A 17,415-nucleotide genomic window follows, 5' to 3' on the forward strand; every position below is an offset into this window, starting at 1 on the left:
ACTTTTGATTCAAAATTATTTGTTGTTGAAACTGGACTAGAGAATGGACCAGCTACTAAATTATATGAGACATTTGGTTTTGTAGAAGTTAAACAATGGGATACTAATCATGGCGTTAGAAAAATAAAATTTGAGAGAAGAACAAATGACTAAGCACAACACCAAATATAAAAACACGCTGAAACACATTGAGCAAAAAGCTATAAATCCTACTAAAATCGAACCTTTGAACTACATGTAAAATGTCCCAAAGAAATAAACTAAAAGAAATTGCGAAATTATTTTTCAAGTTAGGGAGTATAGCTTTTGGTGGTCCCGCCGCTCATATTGCCATGATGGAAGACGAAGTTGTGAAAAAACGAAAGTGGATGACACAAGAACACTTCCTCGACCTTGTTGGCGCTACTAATTTAATTCCGGGTCCGAATTCGACAGAAATGACAATGCATTGCGGATACGAACGTGCAGGTTGGAAAGGTCTATTTGTTGCAGGTTTATGCTTCATTTTTCCTGCGGTCGTTATAACTTCTGTCTTTGCTTGGCTCTATCAAGAGTATGGTGAATTACCAAAAGTTGAGCCTTTCATTTACGGAATTAAGCCAGCAGTTATAGCAATAATAATTATGGCGGCTTTCAAACTAGGAAAAAAGGCAGTAAAAAATACAGAACTCGCAATTCTAGGCATCCTAACTTTAGTGGCATGCCTTTTTGGAATAAACGAAATAATTGCTCTTTTTGGCTGCGGTTTACTTGGTTTGGGGCTGTATTTCTTCAAAAAAAATACAGGTTATATAAATAGTTTGACCCCACTTTTACTTTTTCAGATAGTAGATCCTTTAAAAATGGGTATTCTCAAAATATTCTTAACTTTCTTAAAAGTTGGCGCCATACTTTATGGCAGTGGCTATGTTTTGTTTGCTTTCCTCGACACGGAATTAGTTGCGAATGGCTGGCTAACAAGACAAGCATTGATTGATGCTGTTGCTGTGGGGCAAATAACCCCGGGGCCAGTATTGTCGACAGCAACTTTTATTGGTTGGCAAATGAACGGAATAACAGGAGCGCTTGCTGCAACTCTTGGGATTTTCCTTCCTTCGTTTCTTTTTGTTTTGATATTAAACCCATTGATACCCAAAATGCGACAGTCGAATATAATAGGAGCAATTTTAGATGCAGTAAATGTTGCAGCAGTAGCATTAATAATCGCAGTTTGTGTAAACATGGCGAAGGACACCTTAACGGATTGGCGTACAATCGTAATTGCTCTTGCAAGTTTGGTGGTTGTCTTTGTTTTCAAAAAACTTAATAGTGCGTTTATTGTTTTGGGTGGTGCAATGATTGGATATTTTTTGACTTTTGTTTAAACCTTGATCAAAAAAAAAAACTTGATACCCATATGGCTTTAATCGGTAACATATGGATAGTCAATAAAGCATAAATTAATTTGAGTCAGAGCCAAACTCCATGTTATCAAGAGAAAAGGCTGATATTAAAAAACGGAAAGTTTTAACTAACAGCAGACACACGCAAAAATAATGCGTTAGGGATTGCAGTGAAAAGCCCACAGCGAGCTCCGATAATTATCCGACAAAGCGAGGACTTGTAACGAAAAGCCCGACCCTAGTGGTAACGCCTAAAAAAGAATTAAAGAGAGCGCCATATTCCAAACTCCTTCGCAATGAGATATTCAATAAAAAAAGCCTATCAACATAAGTTAATAGGCTCTTTTACTTAGAAAAATTTGAGTTAGTCTTTCTTCTCGTCTTCTAATTTTTTTACGCTATCATACATTATTGGTGTTGCAATAAATAATGATGAATAGGTACCTACTATAACACCTATTATTAAAGCAAACATAAAGCCTCTGATTGAATCGCCACCAAAAATGAAGATGGCTAGCAACACAACTAATGTTGTTAATGAGGTATTTAAGGTTCTACTTAATGTACTGCTTAATGATGCGTTTACTACTTTATCGAACTTCCAAGAGGTGTGCTCGTTAAAGAATTCACGAATTCTATCGAATACGACCACCGTATCATTCAATGAGTAACCAATAACTGTTAGTATTGCTGCGATGAACGCTTGATTTACTTCCATATTGAATGGCATAAACTTGTACGTTAAAGAGAACACTCCTAATACGATTAAAACATCGTGGAATACCGCCGCAACTGCACCTAATGAGTATTGCCACTTCTTAAAACGAATTAAGATATATAGGAATACTACAATTAATGAGCCTAAAATTGCCCAGAATGATGCTTGTTTAATATCATCGGCAATGGTTGGTGTTACTTTGTATGATTCGAGTAAACCAACTTGTTTGTTTTCATCATTTAAATCGATGAATTGCTCATAAGTTGTTCCCTCTAAATGCGGTACTAAAGCTTCGTATAGTGATTTTCTAATTTCTTCATCTATCTCTGCTCCAGACTCATTTACTTTATACTTAGTTGTAATTTTTAACTGGTTAGCATCTCCGAAGGTTTTAGCATCTGCACTACCAAAAACTTCTGGTTTTGATAATAGGTCTGTAATTTCAGAAGCACTAATATCTTGTGCAAAACGCACTTGATAGGTTCTTCCTCCAACAAAATCGACACCTTGGTTTAATCCGTTTGTAAATAACGAGCCTAAACTTAAAAGTATTAATGTACCAGAAATGATATATGCTACTTTACGTTTCTTTAAAAACTCAATACTGATGTTTCTAAATAAATTTTTTGTGATCCCTGTAGAGAACTCTAATTTTCCGCCACGGTTAGCATACCAATCAATTAATAATCTGGTGATGAAAATAGCTGTAAATAAAGAAGTTGCAATACCAATTAATAAAGTAGTTGCGAAACCTTTAATTGGGCCTGTTCCAAAAATGAATAAAATTAACGCTGTTAAACCTGTAGTAACGTTGGCATCTAAAATAGATGATAAGGCATTACTAAATCCGTCTTTAATAGCTTCAATCTGTCCTTTTCCTTTGGCCAATTCTTCTCGAATACGCTCAAAGATAAGTACGTTAGCATCTACAGACATACCAATGGTCAATACGATACCTGCAATACCAGGCAAAGTTAACACCGCGCCTAATCCTGATAAAATACCGAAGATTAACATAAGGTTTAATAACATGGCAATATCCGCAAAAGCACCAGCTTTTCCGTAGTAAAAAATCATCCATAGCAATACTAATACTAATGCAATTAGGAATGACATAGTACCACTTTCAATAGCTTCTTTACCTAAAGATGGTCCTACAACCTCACTTTGTATAATATCTGCAGATGCAGGTAATTTACCAGCACGTAATACATTTGCTAAATCTATTGCTTCATTTAATGAGAAGTTTCCAGAAATTGAAGAGTTACCCCCTGCAATTGGACCTGTTGTTACGCCAGGAGCAGAATACACAACATTGTCTAAAACAATAGCAATTTGACTACTTTGAGCGTATGCTTTACCTGTCATTTCTTCCCAAATCTTAGCACCTTTAGCATTCATCTGCATAGACACTTCAGACTTTCCTGTTGGACCGAATTGGTTTCTAGCATCAGTTACTACCGCACCACTTAATTCAGGAACGTTTTCTCTATTACCTATTAAAGCGTATAAATCTACTACTTCGCTATCTTTTTCTGGCTTACCAAAAACAAACTTTGCATAACGTTGCTCCGCAGGAAGTAATGCTCTAACTTCTGGTCTGCTTAAATAATCTAAAACTGTTTCTTTATCTTTAATTGCAAACTTAGCAATGATTGGGCCGCCTTGGTATCCTTGTCCTTTTAACAAATCAAAAATGGGGTTTACTGTTGCAACCGCCGTAGAATCTGTTTCTGCATCGCCTAATAAATCATCAATTTGAGAATCTTGAGCATTTTCTTCATCTTGAGGCTCAACACCTGCATCAATGTTTGTATCAACAATGTCTCTTAAAACTTCATTGGCTTGTCCTAAAAACTGAAAGAATTGCTCTCCCTTATAAGCATCCCAAAATTCTAATTGCGCCGTACTTTGCAATAAACTTGTAGCACGCTCAACATCTTTAACACCTGGTAACTCCACTAAAATACGACCAGAGCTTCCTAAACGCTGAATATTTGGTGATGTTACACCAAACTCATCAATACGCTTACGTAATACTTCAAAAGCCGAAACGATTGATTCGTCTATTTTAGTTTCAATAATGCTTTTTACATCATCATCAGTCATACTACCATCAATCTCACCATCAAGTTCTCTGGTGTAAAATATATCTGGAGATGCTAATTTAGTATCACCTTTAATCTCATCAAAAGCTATAAAGAAATCTTCTAAATATGTGTTTTGACTATTTTTTTGAATCTCTGAAGCATCTTCTAAAGCTTTATTAAAGACTGGGTCGCTAGTATTATTTGCTAATCCTTTTAAGATATCTTTTACAGATACTTGAAGAATTACGTTAATACCACCTTTTAAATCAAGCCCAAGGTTCATTGCTTTTTGCTTCACTTCGTTATAAGTGAATTTTGCTATACCAATATTATAAACCGTATCGGTACCTTTCTCTTGAAGATAGTTAGCTTCTTCTTGACTTCGAAGTCCACGATAATTCTCTTCTGATTCAGAGATTTTATTAATCGCGAATTCTTCCGCCTCGTTTTCAACTGAATTTGCTGTGAATGTGAATGATAATTGGTAAAGACTTACCAAACCAAACAAAATAGCAAATAGTTTTACTAATCCTTTGTTTTGCATGTTATACTTTTTTTAGTCAAATTTTTAAAACGAGCAAATATAGAATTTACCGTATGATTTGACAATTTTTATTTTTTAAATATGATTTTTATAGATTCTTCATTATTGATGAGATCTAAAATAGAACTATGAAAGTGTTTGGGATGTTTTAAAATAGCCATGTTTTTTTGAATTCACCATATTTACATCAAAAAACAAGCTAAGCAACCCTCTCGCAAATGGGGCCTGCCCTAACTTCTGGTATTATGTGTAGTGGTTCACTTATTTGTATCGTGATTTCTCTACGAATTTTATAAGCAACCTGTATTAAGTAATCTTCATATTGATATCCAATATATTCATGAGATAGATCATTTGGATCTAAAAATCGATCGCTTTTTGGTTCAAACTCTAAACCAATTGCGCCATCAAAACCCCATCCATACTCAAATCCGTTTTGTATTTCGTAGACATCAAGATTATAACTAATATTTGACTCTTCAAACGGAAAACGTGATGCGTCTTCATCTTGAATTTGAGATGTTAGATGAAGTGTTAAATTGCTTTCTTCTGAAAACGTTTCTTTAATACTGGCAACTTCAGAATCACTGAAATATGTGATTTTTAATTTTCCGTTTTCTAATGAAAATACTTGAATGTTTTCAGCGCCTAAATCTTGCAATTGCTGTTTTACAATGGCTACTGTATTTTCAGCTTGCTTAGATGTTAAGTCAACATCTTCAAACTGCAATACAATTTCTTGATTAGGCACCAAAATTTGTTGTTGAGAAACAACACCAAATAAGGTAAGGCTAAAAATTAAAACACTAATGCACCATCTTGCCATCATGCGTCAAATATAAAAAAATAAAGACTGTATTACTACAGTCTTTATATAATTATGAATTTATACTATTAATATTATAATTCTAATAATGCATTAGTCTTTTTAACACCTTCTGCACTAGCTTGCATGTGTGCTTTTTCAGCAGTACTTAAAGGAATATCAACTATTTTTTCAATACCGTTTTTTCCTAAAATTACCGGCACACCAATACAAATATCATTTAATCCATATTCACCTTCTAAGAATGTAGAACAAGGGAACATTTTATTTTGGTCGCAAGCAATTGACTGAACTAAAGCACTTACTGCAGCTCCTGGAGCATACCACGCAGAAGTTCCTAATAATTTGGTAAGTGTAGCGCCTCCAACTTTAGTATCTGCAGCGACTTGTTCTAAACGTTCTTCGCTTAAAAACTCTGAAACTTTAATACTATTTCTAGTAGCTTGACTTATTAATGGCACCATACCCGTATCACTGTGTCCACCAACTACCATTCCATCAACATCACTAATAGGCGCACCTAAAGCTTCTGCTAATCTAAATTTAAAACGAGCAGAATCTAAAGCTCCTCCCATACCAATAATTCTATTTTTTGGTAGATTAGTTGATTTGTGTACTAAATATGTCATCGTATCCATAGGATTACTTACAACAATTAAAACAGTATTAGGTGAATGTTCTATTAAGCTTGAAGAGACTGTCTTTACTATGCCCGCATTAATACCAATTAATTCTTCACGTGTCATACCTGGTTTACGAGGAATACCAGAAGTTATAACACAGATATCACTATTTGCTGTTTTACTATAATCGTTTGTTACACCAGTAATTTTAGTATCAAAACCATTTAATGATGCACATTGCATTAAATCCATGGCTTTTCCTTCGGCATAACCTTCTTTAATGTCTAACAATACAACTTCTGAAGCGAAGTCTTTTATAGCAATATACTCTGCACAACTAGCACCTACTGCTCCCGCTCCTACAACTGTTACTTTCATTTGATTTATTATTTAATTATTTGTTATCTATATTTACTATGCAAAATTCAGCATTTTAAACCATCAATTTTATGATTTAAGTCATGCAAAATTACGAATTAAAACACTGTAAATAAAAAAAGCACAGGACAAAATCCTGTGCTATTTAAACTAAAACTAAATATAACTAAACAATTATTATTCTTATGTTATTCTATCTAAAACTAAACGCTATTCCAGTAGAAAATGTATTGTATTCTTGTATTGTGTAATCTCCAAAAATTTTGAAGAATCCTAAACTTAATCTAGCTCCTATTGTCGTTCTAAAACCACTTGCGTCAAAATCTAAATTTAAAGGGTTAGTGACAGTCTCTGTAACTGTTGCTCCACCATTACTATATTCTAAGTCGTAAGTCCCTAGCATTTTTAATGTGGAACTACCTCCTGTATAACCAAAACCTCCATAAATATTTATAATAGGGAAGTTTAAAGAGCCAATGGCCTGCACTGTAAATGCATTCAATTTAAATGCGGCACTCTGATTCTGTCCTGGAATTGTACTACCATCAATTGCATAATCTACTTTCATAGATGTATATGCTGCTAATACAGAAACATGCAATGGCAACTTATCTAGTGGTCCAAATAAACTTGTTATTTCTTTTTTAAGACCTAAACCTAATAACTCTCCTTTAACGTCATCGCTGCCTACTTCAGGTACTAAGCGCACCATTACATCAAATTTATAAGGCAATCCTAAACTTACCTGAACAGATGGCGTAGGAACTGCTCCTAGCGGTAAATCATCATTAATTCCTGAAGGCATTCTAAACGAAGCACTTACATCATTACCATCAACCGTTGTATTAACCGTTAAATTAGCGCCATCTCCAGTGCCTGCTACCGTTGGTGTTGTTGCTCCTGGGGTAAATCCTATATTATTTGATAATCCTAAACTTGATAAATTAATAAGTTCATCTTTAGAAGGTACAACTGAAGCATTAAGTCCGATTGAAATATCAAATCCAAGCTTTTTATGAACCTTAGCTGTATGATACCAGCCACTATTCATACCATAAATTAATCCTTTCATTGCTGGATTAATATAAGCATTGGTTAAATTTTCAGCATCTCCTGATGCGAGTAGAATACTTTCTAAGTCTTGAGCTTTTGAAGTTATGGTTACTAAACCAAGTAACACAAGTAGGGTTAACTTTTTCATATTTTAAATTTGGTTTCACAAACATAGAAAAAAAATTACACAAAAATACATTTTATCGTAAAAAAATGCGTTTTATCGGCTTTATTTCGTTTTAAAGCAAAGAAAAAGCCCTAACATATAAATATATTAGGGCCTTTAAACCTATTAATCTTTTATCTAAGCATCAATATTTGCATAAATAGCATTTTTCTCAATAAAATCTCTACGAGGTGGAACCTCATCTCCCATTAACATAGAGAACACTCTATCTGCTTCTGCTCCATTTTCTACATATATTTGGCGTAAAGTTCTAAATTGCGGGTTCATAGTTGTATCCCAAAGCTGAGATGCATTCATTTCCCCAAGACCTTTATAACGCTGAATTTTTGTACCATCTCCATATTGTTCCATTAACGCTAAACGTTCCTCATCATCCCAAGCATACTGTTTTTTAGCTCCTTTTTTAACTAAAAATAAAGGTGGAGTAGCTATGTAAATATGACCGTTTTCTATTAATTCTTTCATGTATCTAAAAAAGAAGGTTAGAATTAAAGTTTCAATATGCGAACCATCAATATCGGCATCACACATGATTACAATTTTGTGGTATCTTAATTTTGAAAGGTTAAGTGCTTTACTATCTTCTTCTGTACCAATAGTTACACCAAGTGCTGTGAAAATATTTTTAATCTCTTCATTTTCAAAAACCTTATGAGTCATTGCTTTTTCAACATTCAATATTTTACCACGTAATGGTAAAATAGCCTGAAATGCTCTATCACGACCTTGTTTTGCAGTTCCACCTGCCGAATCTCCCTCAACTAAATATATTTCGCATTTTGCTGGATCTTGCTCGGAACAGTCACTTAATTTTCCTGGTAAACCTCCAATACTCATTACCGTTTTACGCTGAACCATTTCACGAGCTTTTTGAGCTGCGTGACGTGCTTGAGCTGCCAGTATTACTTTCTGAACTATAATTTTAGCATCATCTGGATGTTCTTCTAAATAATCAGTAAGCATTTCTGAAACAGATTGACTTACCGCTGCAGAAACCTCTCTATTACCTAACTTCGTTTTAGTTTGCCCTTCAAATTGAGGTTCTTGAACTTTCACAGATATAATTGCTGTCAATCCTTCACGGAAATCATCACCAGAAATATCAAATTTTAAGTTTTTTAATAACCCTGATTCATCAGCATATTTTTTAAGGGTATGTGTTAAACCACGACGAAAACCAGATAAATGTGTTCCACCTTCATGCGTATTAATATTATTTACATAAGAGTGTAAATTTTCGGCATAAGAGGTGTTATAGATCATTGCAACCTCAACCGGCACACCATTCTTTTCCCCTTCAAAAGCAATGACATCTTTCATTAAAGGCTCGCGAGTGGCATCTAAATACGTGATAAATTCTTTTAATCCTTCAGTAGAATGGAATGTTTCACCTTCAAATTCACCATCTTCCTTTATATTTCTCTTATCAACTAAATGAATAGTAATCCCCTTATTCAAATAAGCCAATTCACGTAATCGACTTGCCAAAGTATCATAACTATATTCTAAGGTTAGCGTAAATATGGTTGAATCTGGTTTAAAAGTAACTGTTGTTCCGCGTTTATCAGTTTCACCAATCTGCTTAACAGGATATAACGATTTACCACGTTCATACTCTTGCTCATAAACTTTTCCATCGCGGTAAACGGTAGCTCTTAAATGCTCAGACAAGGCATTTACACAACTTACACCAACACCGTGCAATCCACCAGATACTTTATAAGAATCTTTATCAAACTTACCTCCTGCCCCAATTTTAGTCATGACAACCTCAAGTGCAGAAACACCTTCTTTCTTGTGTAGATCTACAGGAATACCACGACCATCATCTTCCGTAGTAATAGAGTTATCCTCATTTATAATTACAGTAATATTATTACAATGTCCTGCTAAAGCTTCATCAATAGAGTTATCGACAACCTCATATACTAAATGGTGTAAACCTCTTGTACCTACATCACCAATATACATCGATGGACGCATACGCACATGCTCCATACCTTCTAAAGCCTGAATACTATCCGCGGAATAATTATGCTTGTTAAACTCTTCTTTTGGTTCGCTCATATTTTATGTTTTATCTTAATTTTAATATCGTTTTATATCACAAAAAAAGATGCCTAAAAAGCATCCTTCTGAATACAATCAAATATACAAAATATTAACCCCATGAGAAAGCATTTCGCGGTCTCATTCATAAAATTATCAACATTTGTTAATTACTTGAAAACGGCTTAAATCGGCTTAAAATACCCTTAAAATTGAATTCCATTTTTTTATTACGACTTTGAAATCGCTTAATATACAAAATGGCTTAGAATCAATATTTGGAATTCTTTTTTAAAGTATTTTACTTATAAAATGTTCGCTTTTTAAAATAAAGTACTGTTTTTATCTAACACGAAATAAACATAAATTTGCAATTATGGCAGATAGGTTAAAGAACCTACAAATTAACTTTGGGTTTATTAATAATTTGACAATACCCAATAGGATATCCCTAAAAATAGTGTGTAGTATATTTATTCTATATATATTTGAACACAATAAAACAACAATGAAAAATAATAACAATAATAATTTCAATAATCCTAATTTATAGGACAGGAAGGTTATTGTTTAATAAATATATAAAGCCTTCCAAATTTGGAAGGCTTTTTTTATAATCTAAAAATTGAGACATGAGTAAAATTATGACCGTCGACATCTTGTCGAGTATTAAAGGAGCGCAGCCGTCAGAGGCTGTAAACAAATTATTTGAGGTGATTAAAAACGCAAACACAACAAATAATAATACTTTTAATCATAATCATGATCATGCAGTGTCTTTAGATCATTTGAGAGATGATGTGGTAATAGATAGCCCACAAATTGAAAAGCAAATCATTATTGAAAACTTTCCGAAAGAAAAGAATGGTTTTCTGGTTGTTTCTAAAGTAATAGAAGAATAATTATGGACTCTCAAATACGCAAAATTCATCACCAACTGGTTAACAAAGAAATCACTTGTACAGACCTCGTACAAGAAAGACTAGACGCTTTAAAGCAAAACACGAACAACACCGTAAATTCTTTATTGGATACATCTGCACTAGATTTAGCAGCAAAAGTGGATGCTAAAATTGCAAATGGTGACTCTATAGGCTTGTTAGAAGGCATTCCATTTGGAATAAAGGATGTTTATATGGTGCAAGGGACTTATACAACGGCGAGTTCAGATTTACTAAAAAACTACAAATCCGCATATACCGCAACAGCCATTCGAAAATTATTGGATGCTGGCGCGATACCTTTAGTAAAAGAAAACTGCGATAGTTTTGGACATGGATCGTCTAGTGAGAACACCATTTTTGGCGCGGTTAAAAACGCTGTAAATTCAAATTTGGTTGCTGGAGGTTCTAGTGGAGGCTCTGCGGTTAACGTTGCGAAAGATTATACGGTATTCTCCGTTGGAGGTGATACAGGAGGTTCTGTGCGTCAGCCTGCAGGTTATAATAATGTGTATGGTTTAAAACCCACTTACGGACGTATTTCACGTTTCGGATTAATGGCTTACGCATCCTCTACAGACTGTGTTGGACCTATCGCAAAATCTATTGAAGATATTCGCATTGTTTTAAATGTGATGAGTGGAAAAGATGGAAAAGATCAAACCACGTATGCTTCTGCGGAAATACCTCAGAATGGTATTTTAACTTCGGAAGATATAAAAACCGTAGGATACTTTAAAAACTTTATTGAAACTGATGCTATTGATTCTCAAATAAAATCTGATTTTTTAGCAGCTATCGAAAAAATAAAAGCCAAAGGCATTCAAGTGAAAGCATTAGATTTCTTTGAGTCTGAAACTTTAGTGTCCACATACTATACTTTAGCTATGGCTGAAACAGCCTCTAACTTATCACGTTTAGATGGCACCAATTACGGCAATCGTATTGAAGGCGACAACTTAAAAGACACCTACGCAGTAACCCGTTCCGAGAATTTTTCAGAAGAAACAAAACGAAGAATTGTTGGTGGAAACCAATTGTTATCACAAGGGTTTTCAGATGAAATTTATTTAAAGGGACTAAAATTAAGAGATCAAATCTCTGAAAACTTCGAAAATGATTTTAAAGAAGTGGATATTATCATATCCCCTGTCACCCCTAATACCCCACCTAAAATTGGCGAAAGCTTAAAAGACCCTTTGGCGATGTATTTATCTGATGCCTATACGGTTGGATTTAGCTTAGGGCAATTACCAACGCTAACTGTTCCCAAAGGTACAGCAACAGGCTTACAAATTACGGCTGCAAAAAATAATGACGAACTCGTTTTGAAGTTTGCTAACTTCTTAAAAGATACGATATAATGGAATTAGATCAACTAAATGAGCTTTTAAAAAAGCATGAATTAGAGTTAGTAATCGGTCTGGAAACACACGTTCGATTAAATACTAAATCAAAGTTATTTTGCTCTTGTGCAAATCAAGAAATAGAAACCCCTAACCAAAATATCTGTTCGGTTTGTACGGGACAAATGGGCGTTCTACCAGCTATTAACAAAGAAGCTATTAAAAAGGCTATTTACTTTGGGAAAGCTGTGAAATCAACTTTTGGAAACGAAGTGATTTCTTGGGATAGAAAGCATTATGAATATCCTGATAATCCAAAAAATATTCAGATTACACAGTTTCATAACCCTGTGATTCCTGACGGACAAGTCTCTTGTTTCCGAAATGATGGCTCACAATTCACGGTTAATTTAACGCAAGTACATATTGAAGAAGATGCTGCTAAATTGATGCATGAGAAAAAAATCTCTTTAGTCGATTTTAACAAAGCAGGCGTTCCACTTATTGAAATTGTCACCGAACCTTGTATTCGTCATATAGAGGATGCTTCAACATATGCGCAATACATTCACCGTATTGTTCAGAACATTGGCATCTCTGAAGCTAACCTTGAAAAAGGGGAATTCAAATCGGATGTTTCTGTATCACTTCGTAAAAAACGCGATTATAATTTAAATCCACGTACCGAAATAAAAAACTTGAACTCGTTTAAGTTTATGGTAGACGCCTTAAAGGAAGAAGTTGAAAAACAACTCAGCTATTTCTTAGAACATGGTGCATTTAGACCAGACCAAACCACGGTGTTATGGGATGCTGAATTGAAGCAAACCAAAACTATGCGTAAAAAGGAATTTGAAGCAGATTACCGTTTTATTTCTGAACCAGACTTACCTTTTGTTAGCATAAAAAATGTAGTTGAATCTATTGATGTCGATTTAAGCACATTGCCTTTTGCTGTTGAATCCATTTTAATAAAAGGCGGTGTTTTACCTCAAGACGCTAAGTTCTTTACAGCAGACTCCTTGCGCTCTGAAACGTTTATCGCCATTAACAACGTCATTAAAGACCCTTCTTTTGTTGCAAAAACATTAGTAAATAATATTGCTGCAGATGAGTATGCAGATATTCACAGAATAGAACATTTAACTGAAATTTTTCAACTTTTTAAAGACGAAAAAATCACATCAGTATTAGTGCAAAACGCCATAACGTCTTATTTAAAAGACCGAAGCTTTGATTATAACACCTATTTTAAAGACAATACGATTTCAGAATCTCAAATTAAAGACGCTATTGCTAAAGTAATTTTAGAACACCAAGCCATCGCCATTGACATTCAATCTGGAAACCAAGGAAAAGCTGGTATTCTAGTTGGAAAAGTCATTGGGATTATTGGAAAAGGTGCTTCAGGAAAAGTGATTCGTGAAGGTATTTTGGATGCCCTTTCTGGAAAAGCGGGAAGTACAAAGCATGAAGCAATAAGTGATGTGCCAAAAGCCAAAAGCCAAAAGCCAGAAGCCAAGGAAGAAGAAGTCTTAGCAGAGATTCCCTTAATTATAAAAGAGGAATACAGAACTCATGTCATTTCAGATATTTCAGATGAAAGCATCAACGAAAAAGTAACCTTCTCAGGATGGGTGTCTAGTGTGCGTGACCATGGCGAATTAATATTTATCGATTTACGTGATTCAAGTGCACAAGTGTTCCAAGTGCGATTAAGCAGAGAATCGTTTGCTAATTTAGATGAGCTAGTAAAATTAAAACCAGAATCGGTTATTATGGTTTCCGGAACCATTGTTCAGCGTAAAGAAGATGATTATAACCTCGCTTTAAGAACTGGTAAAATTGAATTAGAAGCCAAAGATTTAGAAATCTTAAACCTTTCTAAAACGCTTCCTTTTGAAATAAAACGAGCAACTAAAACCAATGAAAATGTTCGTTTCCAATATAAATATTTAGACCACCGAAATGATGATGTCCGACGTGTGATTGTAAATCGCCATAAAGTCATCAAAATGATGCGTGATATTTTAGACGCCCAAGAGTTTCTTGAAATTGAAACACCAATTTTAAGTGCTGGAACCGATGAAGGTGCTCGCGAATTTATTGTACCAACACGTAAGCAAGCCGGTTTGTTCTATACCCTACCTCAAGCACCTCAGCAATTCAAGCAAATGTTGATGGTATCTGGTTATGAAAAATATTTCCAGATAGCACGTTGTTTTAGAGATGAAGATTCTCGTGGGGATCGTCAACCTGAATTCACGCAGTTAGATATTGAAATGGCCTATGCCAGTATGCAACAAATTATCGATTTGAATACGCAAATGTTCAATGGTATTGTTGAAAAAATATATGGCAAAAAATGGATTTTACATCCGTTTGAAGTCATAACCTATAAAGACGCTATGGACTATTATGGCTGTGACCGTCCAGATTTACGCTTCGGCTTAAAACTACAAGACATTACAGGTATTGTAAAAGATACCACCTTCCAAGTGTTTAGTAAACCTATTGAAGAAGGCGGAATTGTAAAGTGCATTAAGGTATCTGCTAAAGAGCAAGGCAACAAACGTTTATCTAAAGGTCAGATTGAAAAACTAACCGCCATAGCACAACAACACGGTTTAGGTGGTTTAGCATATATTATTGTGAATGAAAACGATTTACAATCCCCTATTATTAAGTTTTTAGGCGAAGACATTGCTGCAGGAATCATCAATACGACCAATGCGCAAGTTGGAGATATTGTATTTTTCTCTGCTGCGGATTATGCAACAGCAAATAAAGCCTTAGATGCGGTTCGTCAAGAATTAGGTAAAATGCTTCGATTAATCAATCCGAAGGAATTAAGACCTGCGTGGGTGATCGATTTCCCGATGTTTGAAAAAACAGACGAAGGCCGTTGGACATTTACACACAATCCATTTTCTATGCCTGCTATTTATGATATTGAAAAGCACATAAATGGTAAGGAAGACGAGATTGGAACTATCATCGCGCAACAATACGATTTAATCTTAAATGGTTATGAAATTGGTGGTGGTTCTGTGCGTGCTCATAAACCTGAAATTTTAGAAGCCACCTATAAAAATATGGGCTATAATAAAGATGAGATGATGAAGAGCGTTGGCACCATGTATAAAGCGTTCCATTATGGCGCGCCACCGCACGGAGGCATTGCTTGGGGCGTGGATAGATTAATGATGATTTTAGAGAAAAAAGCATCTATTAGAGAAGTGATGGCATTCCCTAAAACTGGAACTAGTGAAGATTTATTGTTTGGTGCACCTTCTCTCCTATCCAATAAAAAGGTAGAAGAAATGAATGTAAAGGTGATGAAAAAATAAAGATGTATTGGTAATTCTTTGATTTTGTAGGAATAACAATTTCTGTGGAAACTCTGAGACTTTGCCTCGGGAAATTCCTTTCGATTCAAATTTCAAAAAACAAATCATCTGTAAGTAAGAATTTATTTCGTATTTTGATACTCAAAAGAATATATTGGCAGACTTACCAACTATAACATTACTCCCACTTTGGCATAACCAAACTAAACAAATTGCCATAAATTTCAAATATGATGAATCAGTAAAAGAATACATCAAAAATTTCCCTGAAACTAAATGGAGCAGTACACACAATACATTTTACACACCATATCACAAAACTCGGCTCAATGAGCTTTTCAATTATTTTAGACAAAAAAAATGGTACGTAAACTATGAAGCCTTTAAAAATAATAAACCTGCGACCAAGGTTGTTCCGACCAAGCAGATTAAGCTTCCTTTACTAAAAGATGAACAAACCCATGAACTTTTAAAGTTTAAAAAATGGTTAGAACAAAAACGTTTTAGCTCCAATACTGTAAACACTTATGTGGAAGTTACCGCATTCTTCTTACGTTACATGAATTTAAAAAACCTTACCGAAATAACGGCAAGAACTATTGAACGGTTTAATTACGATTTTATTTTTAGCCCCAAAAAATCAGTCTCCTATCAAAATCAGTGTATTAGCGGGATAAAACACCTTATAAATTTTAAAGGTTTGGCTATCGACACTCTAAACATCCAACGCCCAAATAAGGATAAAAAATTACCAAATATTTTAAGCAAACAAGAAGTAAAAGCCTTATTTGAAGCCACAAAAAACTTAAAACACAAAGTGCTATTGAGCTTAACCTATTCCGCTGGATTGCGCATTGGCGAAACCTTAAGTATAAAACCAAGAGATATAGATTTTGAACGCGGATTAATACATATTAAAGCTGCCAAAGGAAAAAAGGATAGATACACTTTATTATCACAAGGCTTAATTCCGCTATTACAAACTTACATAAACCACTATAACCCTAAAGTATTTTTATTTGAAGGTCGGTTTGAAGCACCATACACCCAAGTAAGCGCGAGGCAAGTATTGAAAAAATCTTTATCAAATGCTGGTATAAAAAAGTATGCCACTTTGCACACTTTAAGACATAGTTTTGCCACCCATTTATTGGAAAGCGGAACAGATATTAGGTATATTCAAGAATTATTAGGACATAGCAGCCCAAAAACCACAATGATTTACACCCACGTTTCAACCACAAATTTAAAAGATATTAAAAACCCTTTTGATAATTTGTAAGAAAAATTTACTAGATTAGCTTATTAATTTTAAATCTAAAAAAGGATATGATTATTTTAACGACAATAAAATCATCTATATCCCGCCAATTCGGCATAAAACCAATTGATTTATAATTCATATAATTAAGTTGCCCACAATTATGAAAAACTGCTTAACATTAATATTCACGATACTATTTATCAATTCAATTTTTGGACAAAACCCTGAAAATAAAACTGAATTGTGTGTAATAAATATGTTGGGTGCTAAAGTTTATGAAAAGCCAACATTCCAATCAAAAATGCTGACCGAATTAAAAGTTGGAAAAACTATAATTATTGAGAAAATAATCCAAACGGAGGAACAAATTGAAATCGGAAATGGATTCTCATTGAGTGGGAATTGGATTAAGCCAATGAATATTAGCGGATTTGTCTTCAGTTCTGACTTATCCGAAAAGAATGTGGAAATTGGAAAAAGTAAATACGGTCAAACTTATATAAACCTCTTGGGAAAACTGACTGACAAAAAAGAAGAAAAAAAACTAATAAAGACGGAAAACGGAGAGTTTCCAAAATATTTTGAGTACAAATACTACGAAAACGGAACTTACACTTACACAGCTTGGGACGGCTGTTTTGACCACGTTACTGAATACAAAAAC

At 34.4% G+C, this 17,415-nt stretch carries 11 protein-coding genes; 6 read left to right on the top strand and 5 right to left on the bottom strand.

What is annotated here, in order from left to right; all coding sequences use genetic code 11:
• Positions 1-242: 242 nt before the first annotated feature.
• The gene (gene chrA / locus QZ260_RS09405; RefSeq protein WP_295985433.1) at positions 243-1,364 is read left to right on the top strand and encodes a chromate efflux transporter; all 1,122 of its coding nucleotides are present in this window, start codon (positions 243-245) and stop codon (positions 1,362-1,364) included.
• A gap of 382 nt (positions 1,365-1,746) precedes the next feature.
• On the opposite strand, the gene secDF is transcribed toward chrA, so the two are convergent.
• The 5 genes from secDF to gyrB form a co-directional block, all read right to left on the bottom strand.
• Positions 1,747-4,734 (bottom strand): protein translocase subunit SecDF, encoded by a 2,988-nt coding sequence (gene secDF, locus QZ260_RS09410; protein ID WP_295985435.1) that lies wholly within the window; start codon positions 4,732-4,734, stop codon positions 1,747-1,749.
• 199 nt (positions 4,735-4,933) lie between these two features.
• Positions 4,934-5,563: a hypothetical protein gene (locus tag QZ260_RS09415; protein ID WP_295985438.1), complete on the bottom strand. Its 630-nt coding sequence runs from the start codon at positions 5,561-5,563 to the stop codon at positions 4,934-4,936.
• 71 nt (positions 5,564-5,634) lie between these two features.
• A complete protein-coding gene (gene mdh, locus QZ260_RS09420; RefSeq protein ID WP_295985441.1) occupies positions 5,635-6,561 on the bottom strand; it encodes a malate dehydrogenase in 927 nt (308 codons plus the stop codon).
• Positions 6,562-6,754: 193 nt separating this feature from the next.
• Positions 6,755-7,762: a DUF6588 family protein gene (locus QZ260_RS09425; protein WP_295985443.1), complete on the bottom strand. Its 1,008-nt coding sequence runs from the start codon at positions 7,760-7,762 to the stop codon at positions 6,755-6,757.
• Between the two features lie 156 nt (positions 7,763-7,918).
• The gene (gyrB, locus tag QZ260_RS09430; protein ID WP_295985446.1) at positions 7,919-9,868 is read right to left on the bottom strand and encodes a DNA topoisomerase (ATP-hydrolyzing) subunit B; all 1,950 of its coding nucleotides are present in this window, start codon (positions 9,866-9,868) and stop codon (positions 7,919-7,921) included.
• A gap of 614 nt (positions 9,869-10,482) precedes the next feature.
• Here gyrB and QZ260_RS09435 point away from each other — a divergent pair.
• The 5 genes from QZ260_RS09435 to QZ260_RS09455 form a co-directional block, all read left to right on the top strand.
• Positions 10,483-10,752 carry a hypothetical protein gene (locus tag QZ260_RS09435; protein WP_295985448.1) on the top strand — a complete coding sequence of 90 codons (270 nt, stop codon included), beginning with the start codon at positions 10,483-10,485 and terminating at the stop codon, positions 10,750-10,752.
• Positions 10,753-10,754: 2 nt separating this feature from the next.
• A complete protein-coding gene (locus QZ260_RS09440; protein WP_295985450.1) occupies positions 10,755-12,155 on the top strand; it encodes an amidase family protein in 1,401 nt (466 codons plus the stop codon).
• Positions 12,155-15,487, top strand: coding sequence for a bifunctional amidotransferase subunit GatB/aspartate--tRNA ligase AspS (gene gatB/aspS / locus QZ260_RS09445; RefSeq protein WP_295985452.1), 3,333 nt, complete (start codon positions 12,155-12,157; stop codon positions 15,485-15,487). The genes QZ260_RS09440 and gatB/aspS overlap by 1 nt, the downstream gene beginning before the upstream one ends.
• A gap of 154 nt (positions 15,488-15,641) precedes the next feature.
• Positions 15,642-16,769, top strand: a complete 1,128-nt coding sequence (locus QZ260_RS09450; RefSeq protein WP_295985454.1) for a tyrosine-type recombinase/integrase — start codon at positions 15,642-15,644, stop codon at positions 16,767-16,769.
• A gap of 142 nt (positions 16,770-16,911) precedes the next feature.
• The coding region (locus QZ260_RS09455) for a hypothetical protein (protein ID WP_295985456.1) at positions 16,912-17,415 on the top strand (504 nt) is incomplete at its 3' end.

The organism is uncultured Algibacter sp., from assembly GCF_905480415.1.
Lineage (GTDB): Bacteria > Bacteroidota > Bacteroidia > Flavobacteriales > Flavobacteriaceae > Algibacter_B.